Source organism: Acinetobacter sp. P8-3-8 (assembly GCF_000214135.1).
GTDB lineage: Bacteria > Pseudomonadota > Gammaproteobacteria > Pseudomonadales > Moraxellaceae > Acinetobacter.
In genome coordinates, this window is the sequence record NZ_AFIE01000001.1 from 206,231 (window position 1) to 228,249 (window position 22,019).

The 22,019-nt window shown below is 36.1% G+C and carries 15 protein-coding genes; 13 read left to right on the forward strand and 2 right to left on the reverse strand.

The genetic code is table 11. The features are described from left to right. Nucleotides 1–12: 12 nt before the first annotated feature. From GGG_RS0100965 to GGG_RS0101000, 7 genes are all read left to right on the forward strand, one after another. Nucleotides 13–2,307: a hypothetical protein gene (locus GGG_RS0100965; RefSeq protein WP_010111316.1), complete on the forward strand. Its 2,295-nt coding sequence runs from the start codon at nucleotides 13–15 to the stop codon at nucleotides 2,305–2,307. Then, on the forward strand, nucleotides 2,304–5,702 hold the full coding sequence (locus GGG_RS0100970) for a tyrosine-type recombinase/integrase (protein ID WP_010111318.1): 3,399 nt from the start codon (nucleotides 2,304–2,306) through the stop codon (nucleotides 5,700–5,702). The genes GGG_RS0100965 and GGG_RS0100970 overlap by 4 nt, the downstream gene beginning before the upstream one ends. Nucleotides 5,703–5,770: 68 nt before the next feature. Next, the gene (locus GGG_RS0100975) at nucleotides 5,771–6,061 is read left to right on the forward strand and encodes a hypothetical protein (RefSeq protein ID WP_010111320.1); all 291 of its coding nucleotides are present in this window, start codon (nucleotides 5,771–5,773) and stop codon (nucleotides 6,059–6,061) included. A 108-nt stretch (nucleotides 6,062–6,169) separates the two neighbouring features. Then, nucleotides 6,170–6,463, forward strand: a complete 294-nt coding sequence (locus GGG_RS0100980; protein ID WP_010111322.1) for a hypothetical protein — start codon at nucleotides 6,170–6,172, stop codon at nucleotides 6,461–6,463. A 10-nt stretch (nucleotides 6,464–6,473) separates the two neighbouring features. Next, a complete protein-coding gene (locus tag GGG_RS0100985; RefSeq protein WP_029574381.1) occupies nucleotides 6,474–6,653 on the forward strand; it encodes a hypothetical protein in 180 nt (59 codons plus the stop codon). 128 nt (nucleotides 6,654–6,781) lie between these two features. After that, nucleotides 6,782–7,057, forward strand: coding sequence for a hypothetical protein (locus GGG_RS0100990; protein WP_010111324.1), 276 nt, complete (start codon nucleotides 6,782–6,784; stop codon nucleotides 7,055–7,057). A gap of 108 nt (nucleotides 7,058–7,165) precedes the next feature. Next, a protein-coding gene (locus GGG_RS0101000; protein ID WP_134252714.1) for an IS3 family transposase occupies nucleotides 7,166–8,304 on the forward strand; the annotation gives its coding sequence in 2 pieces (ribosomal slippage) (nucleotides 7,166–7,424 and nucleotides 7,424–8,304; 1,140 coding nt in all). Here GGG_RS0101000 and GGG_RS21280 read toward each other — a convergent pair. After that, complete coding sequence (locus tag GGG_RS21280; RefSeq protein ID WP_227500472.1) at nucleotides 8,250–8,516, reverse strand: hypothetical protein; 267 nt, start codon at nucleotides 8,514–8,516, stop codon at nucleotides 8,250–8,252. The two genes, GGG_RS0101000 and GGG_RS21280, sit on opposite strands and share 55 nt — an antisense overlap. Nucleotides 8,517–8,615: 99 nt before the next feature. Then, nucleotides 8,616–9,365, reverse strand: a complete 750-nt coding sequence (locus tag GGG_RS0101005; RefSeq protein WP_010111329.1) for a metallophosphoesterase — start codon at nucleotides 9,363–9,365, stop codon at nucleotides 8,616–8,618. Nucleotides 9,366–9,950: 585 nt separating this feature from the next. On the opposite strand from GGG_RS0101005, the gene GGG_RS0101010 reads away from it, so the two are divergent. From GGG_RS0101010 to GGG_RS0101035, 6 genes are all read left to right on the forward strand, one after another. Beyond that, nucleotides 9,951–11,585 (forward strand): HNH endonuclease, encoded by a 1,635-nt coding sequence (locus tag GGG_RS0101010; RefSeq protein WP_010111330.1) that lies wholly within the window; start codon nucleotides 9,951–9,953, stop codon nucleotides 11,583–11,585. 78 nt (nucleotides 11,586–11,663) lie between these two features. After that, the gene (locus tag GGG_RS0101015) at nucleotides 11,664–12,245 is read left to right on the forward strand and encodes a bifunctional 2-polyprenyl-6-hydroxyphenol methylase/3-demethylubiquinol 3-O-methyltransferase UbiG (protein WP_010111331.1); all 582 of its coding nucleotides are present in this window, start codon (nucleotides 11,664–11,666) and stop codon (nucleotides 12,243–12,245) included. Beyond that, nucleotides 12,242–12,859: a GIY-YIG nuclease family protein gene (locus GGG_RS21285; protein ID WP_010111332.1), complete on the forward strand. Its 618-nt coding sequence runs from the start codon at nucleotides 12,242–12,244 to the stop codon at nucleotides 12,857–12,859. Before GGG_RS0101015 ends, GGG_RS21285 begins: the two co-directional genes overlap by 4 nt. An 11-nt stretch (nucleotides 12,860–12,870) precedes the next feature. Further along, on the forward strand, nucleotides 12,871–13,896 hold the full coding sequence (locus GGG_RS0101025; RefSeq protein WP_010111333.1) for an HNH endonuclease domain-containing protein: 1,026 nt from the start codon (nucleotides 12,871–12,873) through the stop codon (nucleotides 13,894–13,896). A 249-nt stretch (nucleotides 13,897–14,145) separates the two neighbouring features. Continuing rightward, nucleotides 14,146–17,016, forward strand: coding sequence for a DEAD/DEAH box helicase (locus GGG_RS0101030; RefSeq protein WP_010111334.1), 2,871 nt, complete (start codon nucleotides 14,146–14,148; stop codon nucleotides 17,014–17,016). A 9-nt stretch (nucleotides 17,017–17,025) separates the two neighbouring features. Beyond that, nucleotides 17,026–22,017: a class I SAM-dependent DNA methyltransferase gene (locus GGG_RS0101035; RefSeq protein ID WP_010111336.1), complete on the forward strand. Its 4,992-nt coding sequence runs from the start codon at nucleotides 17,026–17,028 to the stop codon at nucleotides 22,015–22,017. Nucleotides 22,018–22,019: the final 2 nt, after the last annotated feature.

Below are 22,019 nucleotides of genomic sequence, written 5' to 3' on the forward strand. Positions count from 1 at the left end.
GAGTTAATTAAAATGAGTGAAATTTTAAATCAGGAAGATCTTGAAAATTATTGTAATGATTTTGAGAAAAAAATTTCTGGATATAGTGAAAGAATAGCGGTTTTAAATTTTGAGTATGTTCAAGATTTTCATTTGAGTTTTATAGATAAAGATAGTTTTGAAATTCTAATAGATCGCTGTGAGATGTTGTATTTTAATATTTGCAGATATCAGCAAAGAACTAAATATAAGCATATATTGGGGTTTTTGAGTGTCTCGATGCTATGCAATAATTCTAAAAAATTAAATAATGGTACTCGAATTGAGATAAATAATAAAACTTTTGAAATTTTAAATTATGTAATGTTTTTGTCTGGATTGCTTTTGAAGCTTGATGATTCAGAATTAAAAGTCCAACGAATAAACTATACATTGTACTTATTACTTAGAGTGGTGGGTAAAAACTTTGATAAATGTGTAGATGATGTATTAACCAATCTTGTTTTCTATTTTAGAGCAATTATAGATGTTGATCCATTAAAGCTTTCGAAAAAAGAATTTAGTAATTATGCTAAACATCACAAAGACCGAACAATTGCTACTTGTCTAGTTTTCAATGCACAGAAAAATAATCAGATTGAAAAATCATTAAATCGCTATTTAGATGAATATAGGGTGGCTGTTGAAAATCTCTACTATGATGAAAAAGTACAGGTGAATAGAAAAAAAGCTCAACCCTCACTTGAGGAAACAGAGGTTTCTATTTTAAGTTTCATTGCCCCACCTTTGATCACAGAAGGCTTCTCGGATTATTCGGATGCTCGTGCAAAGGATGATGATGATGAAAATGAAGATATAAAAAAACGTGAATATGATTTTAGTCAAGATGAGAGTACACGCAGAGTATCCTCTTTTGTTGATCATCAAGTATTGCGTCGATACCTCGATCATGTACACGAACCGACTGTGAGTAATGTTTATTATATTGACCCACCTTTTTTGAAAGTTATTTATCAGGTCTTACATGACGAACTACAGAACAATAAAGACATAGAAAAATCTGCCATGGCTGCCTGTTTCTTAATGTCATTATGTACAGGAATGAGTGCTGTTGTCTTTCAATATATTGATTACTTTTTTGAAATTAAGAAATTAAAACATTCTTCTGGTCGTGATTATTATTTATGGACCGTCGATGCCGATGTTAATAAAAAGTTGGAGGGAGAAATTGCAAAAAAAGGAAATAGGCAGAATAAACATTCCAGTTGGACATTCCAAATTCCTGCAATGTGGATTGATCGAATCAAAAAAGCGCAACTAAGTGGCTATACAAACACCGATTTTAATCAGTATTTGAAAGAGTGTTTCTTTGGTTATTGTATTGGAAATCTATCTGTTACTCATATCGCCTCGCAGCTTTCATTTCATTTACATCGAATTTGTGAAGATGATTTACAAAAGAATTTTCTCATTGGTAAACAAGTTTCACATCAACCTGATCTGGCATACGGTGGTTTTTCTTATAAACAGTTAAATGATTCGTATGAGAAATACGTATGGCTTTGGTTTCAGAATAAACATGAGAGTCATGTGCTAGATCGTCCTCAATTCATTCAAGCTAAAAGTGATGAACGTGTAGGAAGTCAGCGAGCTTGGTCATTTAATCAGGCGAAAAAATTCTTAAATTCACTGAACAACCAGGTCATTGAGGTATTGAGGGATAAGAAATCAATTGAAGAACGATTTAATGCTTTCAGTGTCTGGATTTGGATTTGTTGTCTTTTATCCTCAGGAGCACGCCCAGCAATTGCTGCATCGAGTATCAAGGAGAACTATGACTTCATTACAGGCATAGTCTACATTCATGATAAAAATAGCCAATCACGACGTCATGGCCGCTTTTCACCACTGACTGAATTTTTTGCTAACGAATTAAAGCTTTATGAAAAATTCATTATAGACCTTATGGATTCAGGGATGTTAACTAAAAGTGAGGATAACTACTATCTTCATTATTGGAAGAAAAATGCAGGATTCATGAATATAAAAATAAGTCCTTTAACTCAGAAAGATGTGGCTTCTTACCTTGCACAGAACTTCCCTGAAATAGGGCCGTTATACCCCAATTGGATTCGACATTTTGTAAGAAATACCCTTGATTTGCCAGATGCAGTTTTCAAGTCATGGTATGCGCATGATCAACAAGGTGAAATTGGATTTTCTAAATCATCATCTTTACAGCCATATGCTTACAAAACTCAAATTCAGGATGCTTTAAGCAAGCTTTTTAAAGATCTTGAACTCATATCTGTGGGGATTTCTTTATGAATAATGAAAAATTAGAGAGATTTTCAAAATTAAAGCAAGAATTGGAATCTATGGCAAAGAGCATATTTGAAAGTATTTCAAATATGCTAGTTGAAGAGGTTGTGGAGCATAATTTAAAGCTTAAGCTTGACGATAAAATTAAAGAGAAGATATATAAGGCGAGAGCCAAAGTTAATAAATACTTCAAATCACTAAAATTGGATGCTGATGAGTTAAAAGCTGGATGGCAATATTGGTCAGATTTATGTGTTCAAAATAAACATGAGGTTGAATCAAAGATACAATGGTTGGCTGGTAATTATGATATACCACTGATTCAAACCAGCTCTTTCCCACCTAATATCAAAGATATTGAATCTACGCAAACTAAACTGCAGAGTGGAAGGGAATTACATGATTTTAAGCTAAAGCTGTATGATTTTTGGCAAAAGCAATTACCGCATTGGCTTAAGACAAGTAAATTCAATCCGTATGCGACATTCGAACAAAAACAATTTCTACTTCGTCAGTTCTTATTGGCTCTCATTTTTGACTGTGGATGTCGGACACGAGCTGATTTGCTCTCAATTTTAAAATCAGTGAGGGAAACATATTCGAATGATAGAGTTTCCCCATTTGAATTATCTGGTGGTCTTGTATCTGTATATGGTAAAGATATTTCAAAATTTGCTTGCTTATATAGTTATCCTCTAGAAAATTCGTCTTATGCAAATTTAATTTATGATGAAAAATCATACCAAGTTAAACAAATTTATCTGACCCCAATGAGTTTTTTGATGTTGATTCGACTTGTAAACGAGATTGAGTTAGAAACACAACCAGAAAAAAGACAAGTAGATCAAGAATTGGTGCAATTGATTGATTCTATAATCAATCTAAATAGGGAAATGTTAGATCAAAAAATCTTATCGGGCTTACAAGATGTAGATCACGAACATGCTGTTATTAAAATTTTTTCAAAGAATAGATATAAGCTTTTTGATCATTTAGATTACGTGCAATATTTTGGAACGAAAAATACATTAGATGGTTTTCTTATTGCTTTATCTAAGGGAGTTTTTAATTACTCGGCGCTTTCTTATTCATCCTTAAAAGCACTGGAAGGAATTGATAAACATCACAGTACTCAGACGTCTAAAAAAAAGAGCATCAATCAAGCTGTTGTAGATAATTTTTACTATACGGAATTGAAGAAGGCTAAGTTGGAGCAGATTCGAAATTTGAATACTGATTATCACTGTGCCGCAGATATTAAAAAGAGTTTAGTAAGAAACTTGGATGTTAATAACGTGAGTGTGAGTGAAGTTATAGCTGAATTTTCAAAGGATCTTAGCTTGCTTCAAAACAGTTATTCTTCCCAGCAATATAGCTCGTCAAAAGATATCGCTCTTGTTAGTGTTCAGATTGTGGTGATTACTTGGTATTTGGAGTGCCTGAAAGAAATAAAATCGATTGACTCTGGTAAAAATAAAAAAGGTATTAAGCTGAGTTCTTTAGATACCTATAAATCATCATTTATTGACGAACTGTTTCTATATGTTGTGAGTAATGATTTAGACCTTCAAGTCATAGATGAAGAAGAATTTGAAGAGATCTACAGTCATATTTTGGCTGTCAAATCCATTGGCGATCGTAGCAAGAAAAACAGAAAACATTCACAAAATGGGAGGGAGATTAAACATAATAGTTATGGGCATGCGGTAAGTAATCTAAAAAAATTTCACAATAGCTTAATACGTAATTTTGGTGCTCCTCGTGTTAATTATTTAGATCAACTGCAATCAACTGATTTGCAAGTGTGTAGAACGTCCTATGTTACTCCAGTAATGTTTAATCAATTTAAAAATTTAATAGCTATCCAAACTCAGTTGACCAAAGACCAGAAGAATATCCTTAAAGTCATTTGTACCCTTGCGTATAGAACGGGGCTAAGACTCAATGAAATTTTGGGATTAAAGTTAAGTGATTTAGCTATGATAAATTTTAAATATAAAACAATTGGTTATGATCCTCATTATTATTTTATCAATGAAAAACATGAAATTTGCAAAATTTTTATCCACAATAATTATACTCGTCAGATTAAAACCACTAATGCAAAACGGGGAATGTGCCTGGATCAATTACTGACTAAAGCTGAGTTAATGTCAGTTATTCATTTGATTAACAAAAAAATGAAGGTGCCTATTAATCAAAATACATTAGGTGCCAAAGATTGTTTGATTTTCTCTGAAGAGGGTGGGAGTATTTCACCTCGATCTGTGAGTCAATTGATTAAGAAGATATTTGATCAGTTATTGTTGAACCAAGCACACGACTATTCATTTCATAGCTTTAGGCACACTGCTGCGACCAATCTAGCTTTAGTTTTGAAAGGAACAGATTCACTGATCAAATCTTGGACTGATTATTCACCAGAGCAAGTTCGCAAAATTAAAACTTATCTACTTTCGAGCTTAGATAATACTGGTGTTCGTACTGATGTATGGAGGAAACTGGCTCATCTTATGGGGCATTCTTCTATTGAAATGACGGTAAATCATTATTTACATTTTGGACCATTATTGGTTGCTGATGCGCTATGTATAGAAGAGAGTAAAGTATCTGCAAAAATAGTCAGAGCTTTATTGCCGGTTAAATTATTTAGTAAACAGTTAAATACATCGCAAGTGACAGAAAAAATTACTCTAAAAAGTATTGTAGAAAAATTGAATTCAAGCTCGAGAATAATTCAAGAAATGATATTTCCAGATCGTTTTATTACTTATGTCGCAGAGCAAGAGGTGATCGAAGAAGATCAAGACATGATGGTAAGACGTCAGCTTATGGCAAGCTTCAATCATATTTTGAACGCTCTATCAGGTAGAGAGGAGGATACTTTAATCAGTACAATAGGGAGTAAAGTAGCTGTAAAACTCTATGCAAATCGTCACTTTCAACATGATGAAAACTGTAGTCCAAATAACACTTTGGACAAGCTCTTAAAGTATATTGATAAAAATCGAACAGGTAATTTACTAGTTGAAAATAATTATAAAATTTTCAATATATTAATGAGAAATCATTTCATCCTTGACTATTTTGAGCACCGTGTACATCTTATAGATGCACGTATGGAAGTGTATATTCAAAGCAAACAAGATCTTCAGGATTTTGGTAAATTCTGTCGCGAGTTAAAGGTCATTTATAAGCAAGTTTTTCATGAAAAAATAAAAATATCTAAACTTTCATGGAAGGAGATTGAAACTGAGTTGAAATTGGCTAAAAAGAAAAAAGAGATAAGTCTGAAAATTAGTAATAACAATTATAAAGATAATACCTGCCAGAAAATTTTGAGTGATTTATTTTTAGCAGTCGTCTATCGGAGATGGAAGATAAATCAAACTAAGACTTAATTGCAGCGTTAAATAATTTAACGATTATCGAAATTGGATGCCTAGTTAAAAAAATGGAGGAATGCTCAATGAAATGTTTCTATATAGATGCTGATCGTTGTATCCGAGAAGCCTCAAAAGGACATGTTGTACATCTAAAAGATAATTTATATCTTATCAGTACTGAAACAGCTTCACAGCAAAAACTTATACCTGAGAATATTTGTAGTACAGCGCCATTTTGGATTATTGGATATGCAGAACCTGAACCTATTCAAAATGCAGAAAAAATAAATTTTCTATTTTTTTGGAATAATTTTTTTGCTAAATTTTCTGATAATGCTCATGAGTATAAAGATTTTAACCTAAGAGATGAGTGACGGTTTTTGTGTTGACCTATAAGCTGTAAGTATTTATTGGTTTTTTTTGAATTAATCACAATAATTTCATCTAAATTTTGGTTGAAAAGTTAAGTTTAAGGACGTTTTGTGAGCAGAGGTATCAAGAAGCAACTCAGTTTCTTTTTAATCGTAATTTGCGGCGTTGGTATCTATAACTATATAGCTACTCGTCAAAAGCAAAATAATGAAGTGAATGTTGATGTCCAGCAACGTGAGCGGGACTTTATGGAAAAAAGAGCTGAATATATACATAAACATGGCGATACAAGTACCGCAGATCAAGAAATACAAAAAGAACTGGCTTTAAGACGAGGGCATTCTTTAATTGATAGTTCGTCTTCGATTAAGAATGCTCAAGACACTAAGCAATCGGTAGAGTGAGGTATATATTATGTTAGATCATTTTTTTTCTAATGATAGTGCAAAAATAGCCACTGAATCCTCAAAAAAAGATCAGCAAGATGAAATAAGAAGGGATGAACATATTATGAAGATACTAAAAGCAGCAAATAAACTTCCCATGAAGAAAGTGAGAACTGAGAAAGATATCAATGAGTTTTTTGAGGATTGAGTTTTTAAAACATTGCGTGAATTTTATTTGATCGCCGTGATTTTAAGGCGAGATTGCTGGATAGTTAGATCATTACCCAATTTTAATTTATTAATCTTAGTTTCGGATAAAAATCAAGGAGACAATTAATGTCGAGAAAAGTAATAATGACTACAAATGAAAGGCGTCTTCAAGCTCTAAATCAAATGCGTGCTAGTTACAGAGGTGAGCAACTTTTAAGGCAAGATAGAATTAAACTCATTCAACATGGTGCAGTTGTTCAATCGCACGAAATTTCTATCAATGACAGTGATCATACTCAGTGTGATGATTTAGCAATAGAAATTGATGAATGTGACATGTTAAAACAAACTGCTGAGACTATGTATGCAGCTACAGGTGATACAATTTGGTTAAGTTTTTAATACCTTAAAGCTTATGATGTTATCTTAATGAGAGAAACTTAGAACTTTGGACTGCCACCACTCTCCTAGACAAATTTCGTCTATTCTTTTTGCATAGGAGAGAACCTTATGAGTGGACAACGATATACCCCAGAATTTAAAGATGAAGCTGTTAAATTGATTACTGAACGTGGCTATTCTGTCCCAGATGTCGCAGAACGTTTAGGTGTATCACAGCACAGCATTTATAAATGGCTAAAGGCGGTACAGCCTTTACGCAACAACCCTAATGAACATGAACTTCTCGAAGCAAAGAAAGAAATCCTTCGCCTTAAAAATCAGCTTAAACAAACTGAAGAGGAACGGGACATCCTAAAAAAGGCCGCAAGGTACTTTGCAAGTCTGCCCGAGTAAAGTATCAGTTTATCCTTGAATACAGCGATCAATTTAAGATTAAAACGATGTGTAGGGTTCTTAAGATCGCTCGTGCTGGTTACTATGCCTGGTTGCATGAACCCGAATCAGGCAGGACCATTGAAGACAAGCGGTTATTACAGCTCATCCGCTCTTCATATGATGCCAGTTATGGCATTTATGGTTATCGCCGCATTACGCTGGATCTTAAAGAGTTGGGTGAAAGCTGTGGACCGAATCGTGTGCTGAAGATCATGAAAAACAATGGCATTGCCGCTGTTCGAGGATATAAAAAGCATAAGAGTTATGGCTGTGGTCGTCCTCAAATCGTTCCACCAAATCACTTAAATCGAGAGTTTGCCGTACATACCCCGGATACTTCCTGGGTGACTGATATTACCTACATCCGCACATGGCAAGGCTGGCTATATCTGGCTGTGGTTCTTGATTTATATTCAAGGAAAGTTATTGGTTGGTCAATGAAACCGACACTTGCCAAGGATATCGTTTTGGATGCGCTGATGATGGCAGTGTGGCGACGCAGGCCAAATGAACCTGTGATCATACATTCAGACCAAGGCTCACAATACAGCAGTGGAGACTGGCAGAAATTCTGTCAAAAGCATAATTTAATTCCCAGCATGAGTCGTCGCGGGAACTGTTGGGACAATGCTGTTGCGGAATCCTTTTTTAGCAGCTTAAAGAAGGAAAGAATTAAAAAGAGGATCTATAAAACACGCGAAATGGCCCGTGCAGATGTGTTTGATTATATCGAGATGTTTTACAATCGAATCAGGCGTCATTCGCATCTCGATGGGATGAGTCCAGAAGCCTTTGAAGCAGCTTCAAAATGAGGCTGTCTCATGTCTAGGATACTGGGAGCAGTCCACTTCTTGAGTAAGTCCTCAATTGAGATTTCTTGTTCTACATAGAAAATACCATTTTGATCTGCTTTCATTTTTTTAATGGAAATACCTTGGAGTTTATTGATCTCGAGTAGATCTTTAAGTGTTTGATCTACAAATTTATTCCTTCTATTATCTTCTGAATCTAAATGAATTGACATGAATTTCTCCTGGTTCATGGCGTAGAATCTAAATCATCAGTCATCCAGGAAATTTGACATTAGAGTTGGATTGAATTGGTTTAATACGAGTATGACAATTTAAACTTCGATGATCAAATTTTCTCTAAACCCATTTTTTCCTTGCTCTTGTGGATAGCCTAAAGGATTAATCACTAATCTACATCCGTCGACTACAGCATCAACTGATGTATGCGTATGCCCTGAAATCCAAAGTTTAAAGCCTTTAACATCCAAGTCATTTATAAAATAAGGATTAAGGGCTGATGCAACAGGATGTTTACCCCAATACGGATCAAGACAGGCTAAATGAGGAGGGAAATGAGTAATGACGATTACATTGTCTAGCCCTTTAAACTGCATAATATTTTGATGATATCGTTGAAATAGTGCAATGTAGTCATCAGCTGTTATAGCTCGATTATCGCTACTTATCATGATTTGATCAAAATCATAAATAGATTGTTCAGCATCTTCTTTAAATTTTTGCAGTTCGTTAGTGGTTGTACGAGTTGAGTTGGAACGAAAGTTCGTAAACAATGTGCCGCCAACAAATATTTTATCCTGTATCTTGATATGGTTGTCATCAAGCAGAGCATTTTGAGGATAATTTTCTCTTAAAAAGTCTACGACTAAATTGTAGTTTGAGCAGTAATAATCATGATTACCTAAAACAAAAATAAAGTTCTTATTCAGGTTTTTACATTTTTCTGCAAATTCAATAGCACCACTCAGGCGATTCGAAAAATCCCCAGCGTGAATAATCACGTCAGCCTCATCTAGTATAGAATATTGAGAATTGTGGGTGTCTGATAAGATTTGCAGTTTCAATCTACTTCCTTTATTAAATCACGCTGCTCAAATATATAGAGTTTTATTCTAATCAGTTTACATCAACGAAATGTTGTATAAATTATAAGATACTCATCTGTATTCATAACCCTTAAAGAATATAGTTAATTTTTTGAATCAGTTGATCAAATATTGATCATAAAATTTGACCAATTGAATTTATGCACATAAGATAAAGATGTTACAGCAAAATCTGTGACCAGGCGTGGAAACCTGTTACTCAACGAACTAAAGAGTCGCTTTTAGTGGCTCTTTTGTGTCTACATGGCGCTTTTATGGTAAGCCAAGTAGGGCAGTCTTTGACTGGCCGTTTCGTTGAGCGGTATTTCCACACCCTATTTGGTTTGCCTCCATCTCGTGGAAAGGATGTTGGCAAACAACAATTAATCAACGAGGCTTCAAATGAAAAATTATCCCATCCCTATTTTTATTATCTCTAGCAAAAAAGTACTTTTGAATTAATCACCTGTTTTAATTCTAACAACCTACTTAAATTTTAAATTAATGCCTTCATAATTTCGTAATTACACGAGATATAGAGAAGTATTGCCTAGAGAAAATAAAATGGCCCGTACTAAGCTTTTAACCAATATTATTCAAAGAAAAATGATGGTGCCTGACGAAATGTCGCACTCAAATCTGCACCATAACTTTGAAATATCACTTTATGACTTCGCCAACCATGAGATCCTAGAAAAACTATATAAAGCAGACAATCAACGCTCCACAGAGTGCTGGAGCCCTGCTGAAATTCAGGAGTTTATTCTAAACTGTTTGAATGATCGTAATGTCAATTTATGCGTTCGCTATTGGAAAGATGCTGCTGGTAATATTTATATCATCGATGGTGGGCACAGGATTTCAATTATCTATGCTTGGATCAAAAGATACTTTATTGATGAGCAAGTAATAGGAGCCCCAAAATTCACGGCACCACAAAAACGAGATATTCGTCAGATTCGTAATCGATTAGGTGGATTAGCTGATTTTCAAGAGTTATGTAGCGATTCTGAGTTTCAGCAAAAATTAAAATCAACCAAAATTAATTTTATTGAAGTCATTGGGACACCTGAGGAAGCTCGAAAAGCCTTTTGTTCAATCAATTCGGATACGAAGCGATTAGATCCAGATGAAGAATATCATTTACAAAATAGGGGAAGTGATGCTTTTTATGTGATCTATGCGTGTTGTTATATAAACGATAATAAATCCAACTTGGCTGAACTGAATTACGAGCGGATAAATGAAGTGATCACTTTGGGTGAGCAAATTCATGATCATCTTTTTAAGATAATACTTTTAGAGCCAGATTTAACACACGGTAAAAAAATCGGCTTGGTCAATGAACTCCTGAATATCATGTTTGGTGATACTAGTCACAATACTGTGAATATAGACCAAGGTCAGCGTGTAGAAAATTTAATGCTAAAACTTAGAGTTGTGCTGTGTCGTATCGCTACACCACCAATTAGTATTCGGATTCCAAGTTTGGGCTTACACCCAAAACTATATTTTTATAAAGATAATCGTTTTCAAGTGACATCCTTTTTAGCCTGGTTCTCTATCGTCTGTGAAATTGAAAAAGACTGTTTTGAAATACAGAATAAAAAGATAGATTTTATTGGATTTACTCGAGCACGCCGTGGTGTTGAAAGTTTAATTGAAAAAATTCCTGTGGCGATTAAAGAAACTGTCGGTAAGTTTGGTAGCGGGATCAAATCACATGAGCGATTGAAGAACGTGTATCAGGCCTTTATCTGTATTGGACTGAATATGGATTTAGATTTTGAAGATGAAGTTTGTTTGAACACCGTCATTCTTTCGATGAGTCAATCATTTGATTATATTAATTTTAATGATTTTTACCTTGCCCGTTTTGGTGGTGATTATGATGAGAGCGTTGTGGATGATGTTGTGAGCTTTGTGAAATCAGTAAGACTAACAAAGAAGAAAAAACCTCTAAATTTTTCACTCGCGACCAAAAGAAATCTTTATCAACGTGAGGAAAGGAAAACATGGAGCTATTGCGAAGTATGTGATAGCGCTTTATACCTTGAATCGACTGAAGTAGATCATCGAGAATCGAAAGCAGAAGGTGGTTACGGTGTTTTAGAAAATGGAGCAATTATTCATCCGATATGTAATCGTTTTAAGTCAGATCGTGCTTTGGAAGAAGTAAGAGCAGATTTATTTGACTAAAAAGATAAGGGAGCAAATGCTCCCTTATTTTTTTGTTTTTTAGTAGACTGGGATTAGTATTTAGCCTAAGCAACCAATATGAAAACAATAGACTATTACAACCAATACGCAGATCAATTTTTAGAAGCTACGTTGTATGTGGATATGGAAAGCCTATACCAACCATTTTTAGCTGAGTTGCCAGATTCTGCACGCATCCTGGATTTAGGCTGTGGGTCAGGTCGTGACACTTTGGCTTTTAAAAATAAAGGCTATCAAGTTGATGCTATCGACTATTCTGAAGTATTGGTCGAACGAGCGACCCAACTGACTGGTATCGCTGTTCAGCAACAAAGTTTTTATGAGCTTGATATACAAGATGTTTATGATGGGGTATGGGCATGTGCCGCTTTACTACATTGTGCTCGTATTAGACTCCCTGATGTTTTAAAACGTATTCATGCTGCATTACGCCGTGGCGGTGTGTGCTATATGTCTTTTAAATATGGAACAGCAGATAGAGTAAAAGGCGGTAGGGCGTTTACTGACTTAAATGAAGAGCAGGCTCAGGAATTGTTAGATCAGTTGAGTGGGGTTAGGGTGTTAAAACAGTGGATTACAGTAGATCAGCGACCTGATCGTGATGAACAGTGGCTGAATGTACTTTGGAAAAAACAATGATACATTACTGTTCATTGCCTAATATTCTTTATTCACGATTTGATTTACAAGAAAGCCCCAAACTGATTCCTACTGAGAATGGCATCTATTTTTGGTGGATTAAAAACTTGCCTGAGATTGTTCCGCTAGAGGACTGTATTCAGATTAAGGAATACTATCTTGTGTATTCAGGTATTTCCCCAGATAAAAAAGGGAAACCAAATAGTAAATCGACTTTAAGAACTCGGCTCAGAACACATTATTTTGGCAATGCTGAAGGATCTACATTAAGACGAACACTAGGTATTTTACTCGCCCAGCAAAGTGGTTTTCCTTTACGTCGAGTTGGTTCGGGTAAACGAATGACATTTACTCACTTGGGTGAACAATGGTTAGATCATTGGATGGAGGAGAATACGCGTATTTCATGGATATTAGATCCTGAACCATGGGTGCTTGAAGAAAATATGTTTAAATCAGTTTCATTACCATTGAATTTAAAAGGGAATGAGCATGTTTTTAAAAGTAGTTTGTCTACTTTGAGAAAAGAAGCAATTACCCAAGCAAGAATATTAGAAATTGCGAATGAACTAGGTATTCAACGAAAACATAGAAGTTCATTATCTGTTAATTAACGGGGAAACATATGTCCAAGTTTTACGAGATTGAGCCATCTTTAGAAAACTATTGGCGAGCGGTAATTTTATTTGGGCGTAATGTAGCTTCGTATAAGTTTGCATTAGCTAAGTCACTTCATGAGTTAAAAGTTTCTCCTAATTCAGTAATAACACTCGATCAACTTGCCGATCCATTTAGTCGCCATATCTGTGACCATTTAAAATTAGTCGATAAGCAAGCAACTTCAAGCTCTAGTAAATTCTTGGATTTTTGTCGTTCTTATAATGCAGGTGAAATTGATCAGCAAACCTTGATTACAAAAACCGTGCAATATGGCTTCGTCAATGTGATTGATGCCTTTCATAACGTACATGGTCAAGAATTGCCTAAACGATTCTTCATGGATGCCCGTAAAACCCAAGATGGCATCATTCTGACGGATGAAGTATTCCAATTATTTGACAGACAGAACGCCGTGGATTTAGTAGATGAAACTGAAGCGAGATGGAGATTGGTTGAAACAGCTTGGGATATGAACTTACCCAAGCATTTGGTACAAATTGAGCATGATGATCAGGGAATTTTGGTTGCGGACAATAAAATCAGACGTGTGAATGTCACTTCAGCGAAGTCAGCTTTAAATGGCTATCAAAAGAGTCGCTGTTTCTATTGTTTTGCACCGATCACCATCGAACAGTTATTTGAGCATTCTGCGGATGTAGATCATTTCTTTCCACACAAATTACGTGAATGCGATATTCAAAAACCAATCAACGGCGTAGCGAATCTGGTATTGGCATGTCCGAGTTGTAATCGAGGGCAACAGGGGAAATTTGATCGTTTACCATCGGTCAATTTATTAGAGCGTTTGCATAAGCGTAATGAGTATTTGATTACCAGTCATCATCCATTAAGGGAAACATTAATTGCTCAAACAGGATTTACTGAACCGGCGCGCCGTGGTTTTTTACAGGATGCTTATAACTGCGCTACGTTGACGATGGGAAGTGGAAAGAAGTGGGAGCCAACTAGACAAGGATTACAGTTGTTATAACTTAGAGGGGTACTTATCTAAGAAAAAAACTATTTGTAGGGTTTTTGATCAATCGTGATTATAGTTTTTTTGACAATTTGTTTAATATAAGCCTATATTTTTTAAAATCTTATTTAATATACTTTGAGCTATAATGGTAGCCTGAGCAATGTGATTCATACAAAGTGAGGGCTTTGTATAGAGGCATTTATGGCAAAGTTATAAATGGAATAAAGATTAAAACCATTATTGAATGATTGAGATAAGAACATGACGGGGAAATTTGCGCCTGGAGCTCGTGTAGAGATTCGTGACGAAGAATGGGTAATCCGACGAGTGGACCCGACCATGAATCATGGTGATCAACTTACATGTGAAGGAATATCAGAGCTCGTCCGTGGTAAAGAAGCCATTTTCCTGACTAAGTTCGAAGACAAAATTCAAATTTTAGATCCTAAGCTCACCAAATTGGTTCAGGATAAAAGTCCGCAATTTTCTCAAAGTTTATTATTTATTGAAAGCCAGCTACGCCAGTCCACGCCCAATGATTTAAAAATTCACATTGCCAAAGAAGCGGCAATGGACGTGGTTGAATATCAATTAGTTCCAACGTATCAAGCGTTGAAACAACCTCGACAACGTATTTTAATTGCCGATGCGGTAGGGCTCGGTAAAACGCTTGAAGCAGGTATTTTGGTTACGGAGTTAATTCAACGTGGTCGTGGTAAACGAATTTTAGTTCTGACGCTAAAAAGCATGATGACGCAATTCCAAAAGGAATTTTGGAATCGTTTTTCAATCCCTCTAATTCGTCTAGATTCAAATGGTTTACAACGAGTTCGTGGGCGTATCCCAACCAATCATAACCCATTCTATTATTATGATAAGTCAATTATCTCAATTGACACCCTTAAGCAAGACAACGAGTTTAAGTCTTACTTAGATAAGGCGTATTGGGACATCATCGTGATTGATGAAGTGCATAACGTTGCTGATCGAGGAACTAGTTCCCAGCGTACAGAATTAGCGCAATTATTGGCACGTAAATCAGACACTTTAATCATGCTTTCCGCAACACCACATGATGGTAAAGCTAAAAGTTTTGCAAGCTTAATGAATATGCTTGACCCAACGGCTATTTCTGATCCGAATAACTATATCAAAGCTGATTTTGCTGATAAAGGTCTTGTCGTACGTCGTTTTAAGCATGACATTAAAGATCAAGTAAAAGCCGAATTTAAAGATCGAAAAGTCTTTTCTCTGAAGCATCAGGCTTCTGCTCAAGAAGAGCTGGCATATGAAGCCTTGCTGAAAGTACCATTTACGATTAAAGGTCAGTACAATAGTGAAAAGCCTGGACAATTAGTCCGAATTGGCTTGCAGAAAGCACTGTTTTCATCACCAGCAGCTTGTTTGAAGTCTGTTGAACAACGAATCAAAACACTTACTGCTAAAAATGAGTCGCTTACACCAGATGTAGAACAAGAAATTGATCATCTTGAAGATTTAAAAGCCTGTCTAGAGCAAATTAACTCAATCACTTTCACTAAATATACCAAGCTCATCGAGTTATTTAAAAGCTCTGAATTCAATTGGGATAAACGCAATACAGAAGATCGAATTGTTATTTTCTCTGAACGCATTGAAACGCTGAACTTTTTAGAAAGTGCTTTGAGCCGTGATTTAGGTCTAAATAAAGATCAAATTCAGCAATTGCATGGGGGGATGGATGATATTACCCAACAAGAAATTGTTGAAAAATTTAGTAAGCGTGAAGAAAAGGTCCGAGTATTACTGTGCTCTGATGTAGCGAGTGAGGGGATTAACTTACATCACTTGTCTCATCGATTAGTGCATTTCGATTTGCCATGGTCCTTGATGGTGTTCCAGCAGCGTAATGGCCGTGTAGACCGTTATGGTCAAACCCAAGAGCCAGAGATTTATTATCTTATTACGGAAAGTAGTAATGAAACGATCCGTGGCGATGTACGTATTTTAGAAATCTTGCAAGAAAAGGATGATCAAGCCTATAAAAATATTGGAGATCCAGCAACCTTCCTAGATGTTTATGATGTGGCGGAAGAGGAAAAGTTAGTTGCTGAAGCCATGCTGACCATGCAGGCGGATGAATTTAATGCTCAATACACACCCGAGAATGAACACAATGAAGGCGATGACATTTTAGCTGACTTCTTTAGCTCACTTGATGATAAGCCTCTTATCGAGGTACAACCACAAGAAGTAAAGGACAATTTTAAGATATTTGAATGTGAATATGAGTTTGCCAAAAGAGCATTGTCATATCTCAACAAAGACCAGCGACGTATTGCTGTCGAGTTTGAGGATTCAGTTAAAAAAATAAAATTAACTGCGCCTGAGGATCTAAAACAAAAATTTAAAGCATATCCTCCTGAAATTTATCCAGAGTATGGAAATTTTATTCTTACTGAAGATAAAGAAAATTATATGGAAGTGGTGAAGGCTTCTCGTAATGAAGAGAACTCTTGGCCAAAAGAACACTATTTATGGAAACGTCATCCTGTCGCTGAATGGTTACAAGAACGTATGTTGGGCAATACAGGGCGTAATGAAGCTTTAGTGATTGGTCTAAATACGCAACTTGAAAAAGATGAAGCGATTTTCTTAGTGTCTGCACTGATACCTAACCGTAAAGCGCATCCTGTGATTTGGGAATGGTATGCCGTACATACTAAAGCAAATCAGATTACTAAAATTGAGTCATTACAAGACATGTTGAATGTCTATGGTCCAATCCTTAAAAATGCACCGAATACGGGTGCACCAGTGGATTTAGATGCTTTGCAAAATTTACGCTCTGCCGTTGTGGATGGGGTGACTCAAGAAGTGCTCAAGAAGAAAGTCAGTTTTGATGAAGAGATGCAGCCCAAGCTTGCTGAACAACTTGAAAAATTAAGTGCTTTAAAAGGTAAACAAGAACAACAGTTACATCTTGATTTCGATCAAGGACTCGAGTCTGTTGCTAAAACCAAAAAAGAAGCTAAGCAACGTTATATCGATCAAGTGTTTAATGAATACGAAGTCTGGATTAAAGATACTTGGCAGACAGAAAGTTCACCTTATATTCAATTAATTGCCGTTATTGCAGCAACTCAAAACTAAGGATAGATCATGGCTATTAGTGACAATGCAGCGACTTATTTGGGCATTCAAAACGAAAATGAATTCTATTCAGCACATTATTTATCTGAAGTTTTTGATGGTGATATACGCGATTTAATTCAACAGTGGCAAGCGCAAGAACAACAGGACAGAGAGAGCCAACAAACTGTTATTTTTGAACCGCCATATCAACGCTTAAAAAACTTAGCACGTTCATATTTTAAAACCCATGAGCAGATTCAGCGCGAACGTAGTCTAAAAGCATCTTTAGCAGACCGTCGACAATTACACCAACAATTACTGAGTGCTTTGGATATTCCTTTTGCGCCGTATAACCATGTTTTTTCTATGGGTAATAAGGATGTAGAGCTACCAGTTCTGTCTGCTTATCCAAATCAACAACAACCGAAGTTGATGGTCGTCGAAGTAATCGATAAAGAACAAGATGGTTTTGATCTATTTTCACTGGGGTTAGTCAAAGAACAATTCTTTGGACCAGGACCACATGCGGATGGTTTAGTGGGTAAAAACAAAGATAATGTCACCATTAAATGGTCAGATTTGATTAATGATCATATTTTTAAAATGCAGGAACCACCACGTTGGGTCTTGGTCTTAGGTGATCGACAAGCAATTTTGGTTGATCGTTTTAAATGGCTACAAAACCGCGTTTTACGTTTTGATTGGGATGAAATTTTAGGTCGAAAAGATACCAAGACCTTACAGGCCACAACAGCACTGTTATTTAAAGACAGTCTTGTTCCTGAAGATGGTGATTCGTTACTCGACAGCCTAGATGAAAATGCACATAAGCATGCTTTTGGGGTATCTGAGGACCTGAAATATGCCCTGCGTGAAGCAATTGAACTCTTAGGCAATGAAGCAACGGAACAGCTTTTACAACGTAAAGATGTGAGTTGGGCAGGTGAAAAAACGGGGCTAAACCCAGAGCAACTCTCAAGAGAATGCTTACGGTATATGTATCGTTTGTTGTTCCTATTTTATATTGAAGCACGTCCCGAGCTGGGCTATGTGCCGATTAAAACCAGTCAAAGCTACTTAAAGGGTTATAGCTTAGAGAGTTTGCGTGACTTGGAAATGGTCCAATTACAAAGTGAACAGTCTTTAAAAGGTCACTATTTCCATCATTCTATTCAAAAGCTGTTTAATTTGATTCATACCGGTAAACCGCATGACCAAGGCGATCTTTTGCTTGAGGGTAGTTATAGTGCATCAAGTACGGGTTTAACAGGGTTTGATATTCATGCTTTAGACAGCCATCTATTTGACCCGAAAAGAACACCATATTTAGAAAAAGTAAAATTTACCAATCAAACATTACAACGCGTCATTCGCTTAATGTCTTTAACCCGCGAAACGAGCGGTCGTGGTCGTCAGCGCCGTGGTCGTGTTAGTTATGCGCAACTTGGTATTAACCAATTAGGTGCAGTTTACGAAGCACTGTTAAGTTATCGTGGCTTCTTTGCCAAAGAAGACTTATATGAGGTGAAGCGACCGCAGGACAATTACGATGAGCTGCATGAAGGCTATTTTGTTACTGCAACAGAAATTGATAGCTATGCGGATGATGAAAAAGTCTATGAGAGAAATGACGAAGGACTAAAAGTCCTCAAGAAACATCCTAAAGGTAAGTTTATTTATCGTTTAGCTGGTCGTGACCGTCAAAAGTCAGCCAGTTATTACACACCAGAGGTTCTGACCAAGAGCTTGGTGAAATACACCTTACGTGAAAAACTCGGTGCAGATTTAGAAAAAGTCAGTGCAGATGACATTTTAAAACTCACGGTATGTGAACCAGCAATGGGTTCAGCCGCATTCTTGAACGAAGCTGTCAACCAATTGGCCGAAGCGTATTTAGTGAAGAAGCAATCTGAGCTCAATCAACGTATTGAGATGAAAGATTATCAGCATGAACTACAAACGGTCAAAATGCACATTGCCGACCATAATGTATTTGGTGTCGATTTAAACTCGATTGCGGTTGAACTTGCAGAAGTGTCTTTATGGCTAAACTCGATTAATGGTTCAAATCAGGTGCCATGGTTTGGCTATCAATTATTTAACGGTAACTCGCTGATTGGTGCACGCCGTCAAGTCTATGACGAGAAGCAGATTAAAACCAAAGTCAAAGCGGATAAATGGTTTAACTTTGCACCGAAGCGTTTAGCACCTGAAAGTTTGGCTCGGAAAAAATCAGATCGAGCTAAAACTGAAGTTTACCATTTCTTGTTGCCTGATCCTGATATGGCAAACGTGACAGACCGTGATGCCAAAGCGTTAAAGCCCGAAAAATTTGAAACAATTAAGAATTGGCGTAAAGGATTTTTATCTAATTTAGAAGCTTGGGAAATTGAGACGTTACAACAATTTTGTGATGTGATTGATGAGCTTTGGGCACAGCATGTTCAAACTTTAAGAGCCGACCGTGCCCGTACGGAAGATCAATTTAAAATTTGGGGGCAAGCGTCTAAAGGTCAAACCACAACGACTGCGGCTAAAGATGAAATCCATGCCAATGGTATTTTTAACCACGATGCGCCAATTGCGACGCCGTATCACCGTTTGAAATTGGTGATGGATTATTGGTGTGCGTTATGGTTTTGGCCTATTGAAAAAGCAGATTTACTGCCTGACCGTGCGACATGGATGATGGAGCTCAAGCTTGTACTGGAAAGTGAAGTGTATGATTTCCATCAACCTGAACAAGGTGGTTTTGATTTTGATGCAGCAGTCGTAGAAACACAACCCACTTTAACGGGTTTTGAAAAACCTCAGCATGATTTATTTGGGGATGATCAACTGAGCTTAACAGTACAAGAAGAGAAACTGAGTCAAGTTTTAACGGCAAAGGGTGAGTTGCATTTACCGAGTCTGTATAAGCAACATCCACGTTTACAATTGGTGAAAGAGCTTGCAGATAAGTTTAAGTTTTTTCATTGGGAGCTGACTTTTGCGGATGTGTTTGCTGACCGTGGTGGTTTTGATGTGATGTTGGGGAATCCGCCGTGGTTAAAGGTAGAGTGGAATGAAGGAGGGGTTTTAGGGGATTATAATCCAGAGTTTGTGATTAGAAGAAAAGATGCCAATCAATTAAGATTACAAAGAAATAATTCCTTTCAATTAAACCCAACTTTATTAAATGCTTGGTTCACTGAGTTAGAGGAAGCTGAATATGGGCAAAACTTTCTAAATTCAGCTCAGAATTATCCAGCTTTAGCAGGGCAAAAAGCTAACCTATATAAGTGTTTTTTGCCTCAAGCATGGGATATTCAACTTAATTTAAAAGGGATTTGCGGATTTTTACATCCTGAAAGTATTTATGATGATTTAAACGGTGGTGGATTTAGGAAACAAGTGTATGAAAGACTAAAGAGTCACTTCCAATTTCATAATGAATTAAGCTTGTTTGAAGATGTACATCACTCTACAAAATTCTCAATTAATATTTATCAATCTACGAGTGAAAATAAAATAAATTTTAAAAATATAGCCAATTTATTTCATCCTTTAACAATTGATAAGTGTTTTAACCACAATGGTTCTGGGTATGTGCCGGGAATAAAAGATGAAAAAAATAAATGGAATATTAATGGTCATAAAAATAGAATATTATTTATAGATATTAATAAATTGGAGGTTTTTCGAAAATTATATGATCCTGATGAGACTATCCCTAGTAGAGCCAAATTATCAGCAATTCATTCTACAGAAATTTTTTCAACGTTAGAAAAATTTGCTCAACAAGATAAAGTCTTATCTAACATTAAACATGAAGTTATTTCTAATGTTATGTTTGATGAAAATATGAGTAAGAAAAAGATGATCTTGAAAAAGGAAACAACTTTTTGCAGTAGCTTAGATAATGTTGTTATTTCTGGACCAAATTTTTTTGTAGCGAATTTATTTTATAAAACTCCAAGATCAAAATGTAATTTAAGTAGCGATTATGATGTTATTGATTTAAATGAGTTAGGAGAAAATTATCTCCCACGAACCAATTATCAACTTTTAAAGGACGTTAAAGAAGTTAAGAGCAGCTTACCATTAGTCCCTTGGGGTAAAGATCATGATTCGGAGAAATCATTTATTGATTTCTATCGCTTTTGTAATAGACGGATGTTTGGTGTATCTTCAGAAAGATCTTTAATTTCTTGTATTGTTCCGCCTAAACTATTACATATCAATACAGCTGTAACAACTGTGATAAAGGATTATGAAATATTAGTTGGTTTTGCAGGATGTACTTTCTCATTGGTTTATGACTTTTTTTTAAAGACAACTGGAAAATCTGATCTTTATGGAAGTCAATTGCTAGGACTACCTTATTTTACAAGTAAAGAAATAAAATTAAGAGCACTACTATTAGTTTGTTTAACCTCAGAGTTTTCAAAACTTTGGCAAGCAGTTTGGATAGATAGTTTTCAAAAAGACTCTTGGACTACTGATGTTTTAGTGGATAACAATAAAATTACAAGATTAAATATTAAATGGGATTCAACTTTAGTTTTACGAACAGACTTTGAACGCCGTCAAGCACTTCTGGAAATTGACGTACTTGTTGCCATGGAACTCGGTATGACCCTACAGGAATTACTCACCATTTACCGTGTGCAATTCCCAGTCATGCAACAGTATGAACGTGAAACCTATTACGACCAAAGCGGACGTATTGTCTTTACCCCATCAAAAGGTCTTGTTGGCGTAGGTTTAGCACGTAAAGCAGGACCTCGTGATCCATCGGTCATCATTGAGCATCCAGATGGGAAAAAAGAAAGCAAACCACTCGGTTGGACCGAAGCCCAAAAGCTACCAGATGGCACAAAAATCCATAGAACCATTTTAGATGATACTCAACCGGGTGGACCTGTTGAGCGTGTGATTACTTATACCAGTCCATGGTATTTACCAAATCGAGAAGAAGATTATAAACAAGCGTGGGACGTGTTTACGGCACGATTCAAAGCGCAAGAGGGTGTGTAAAG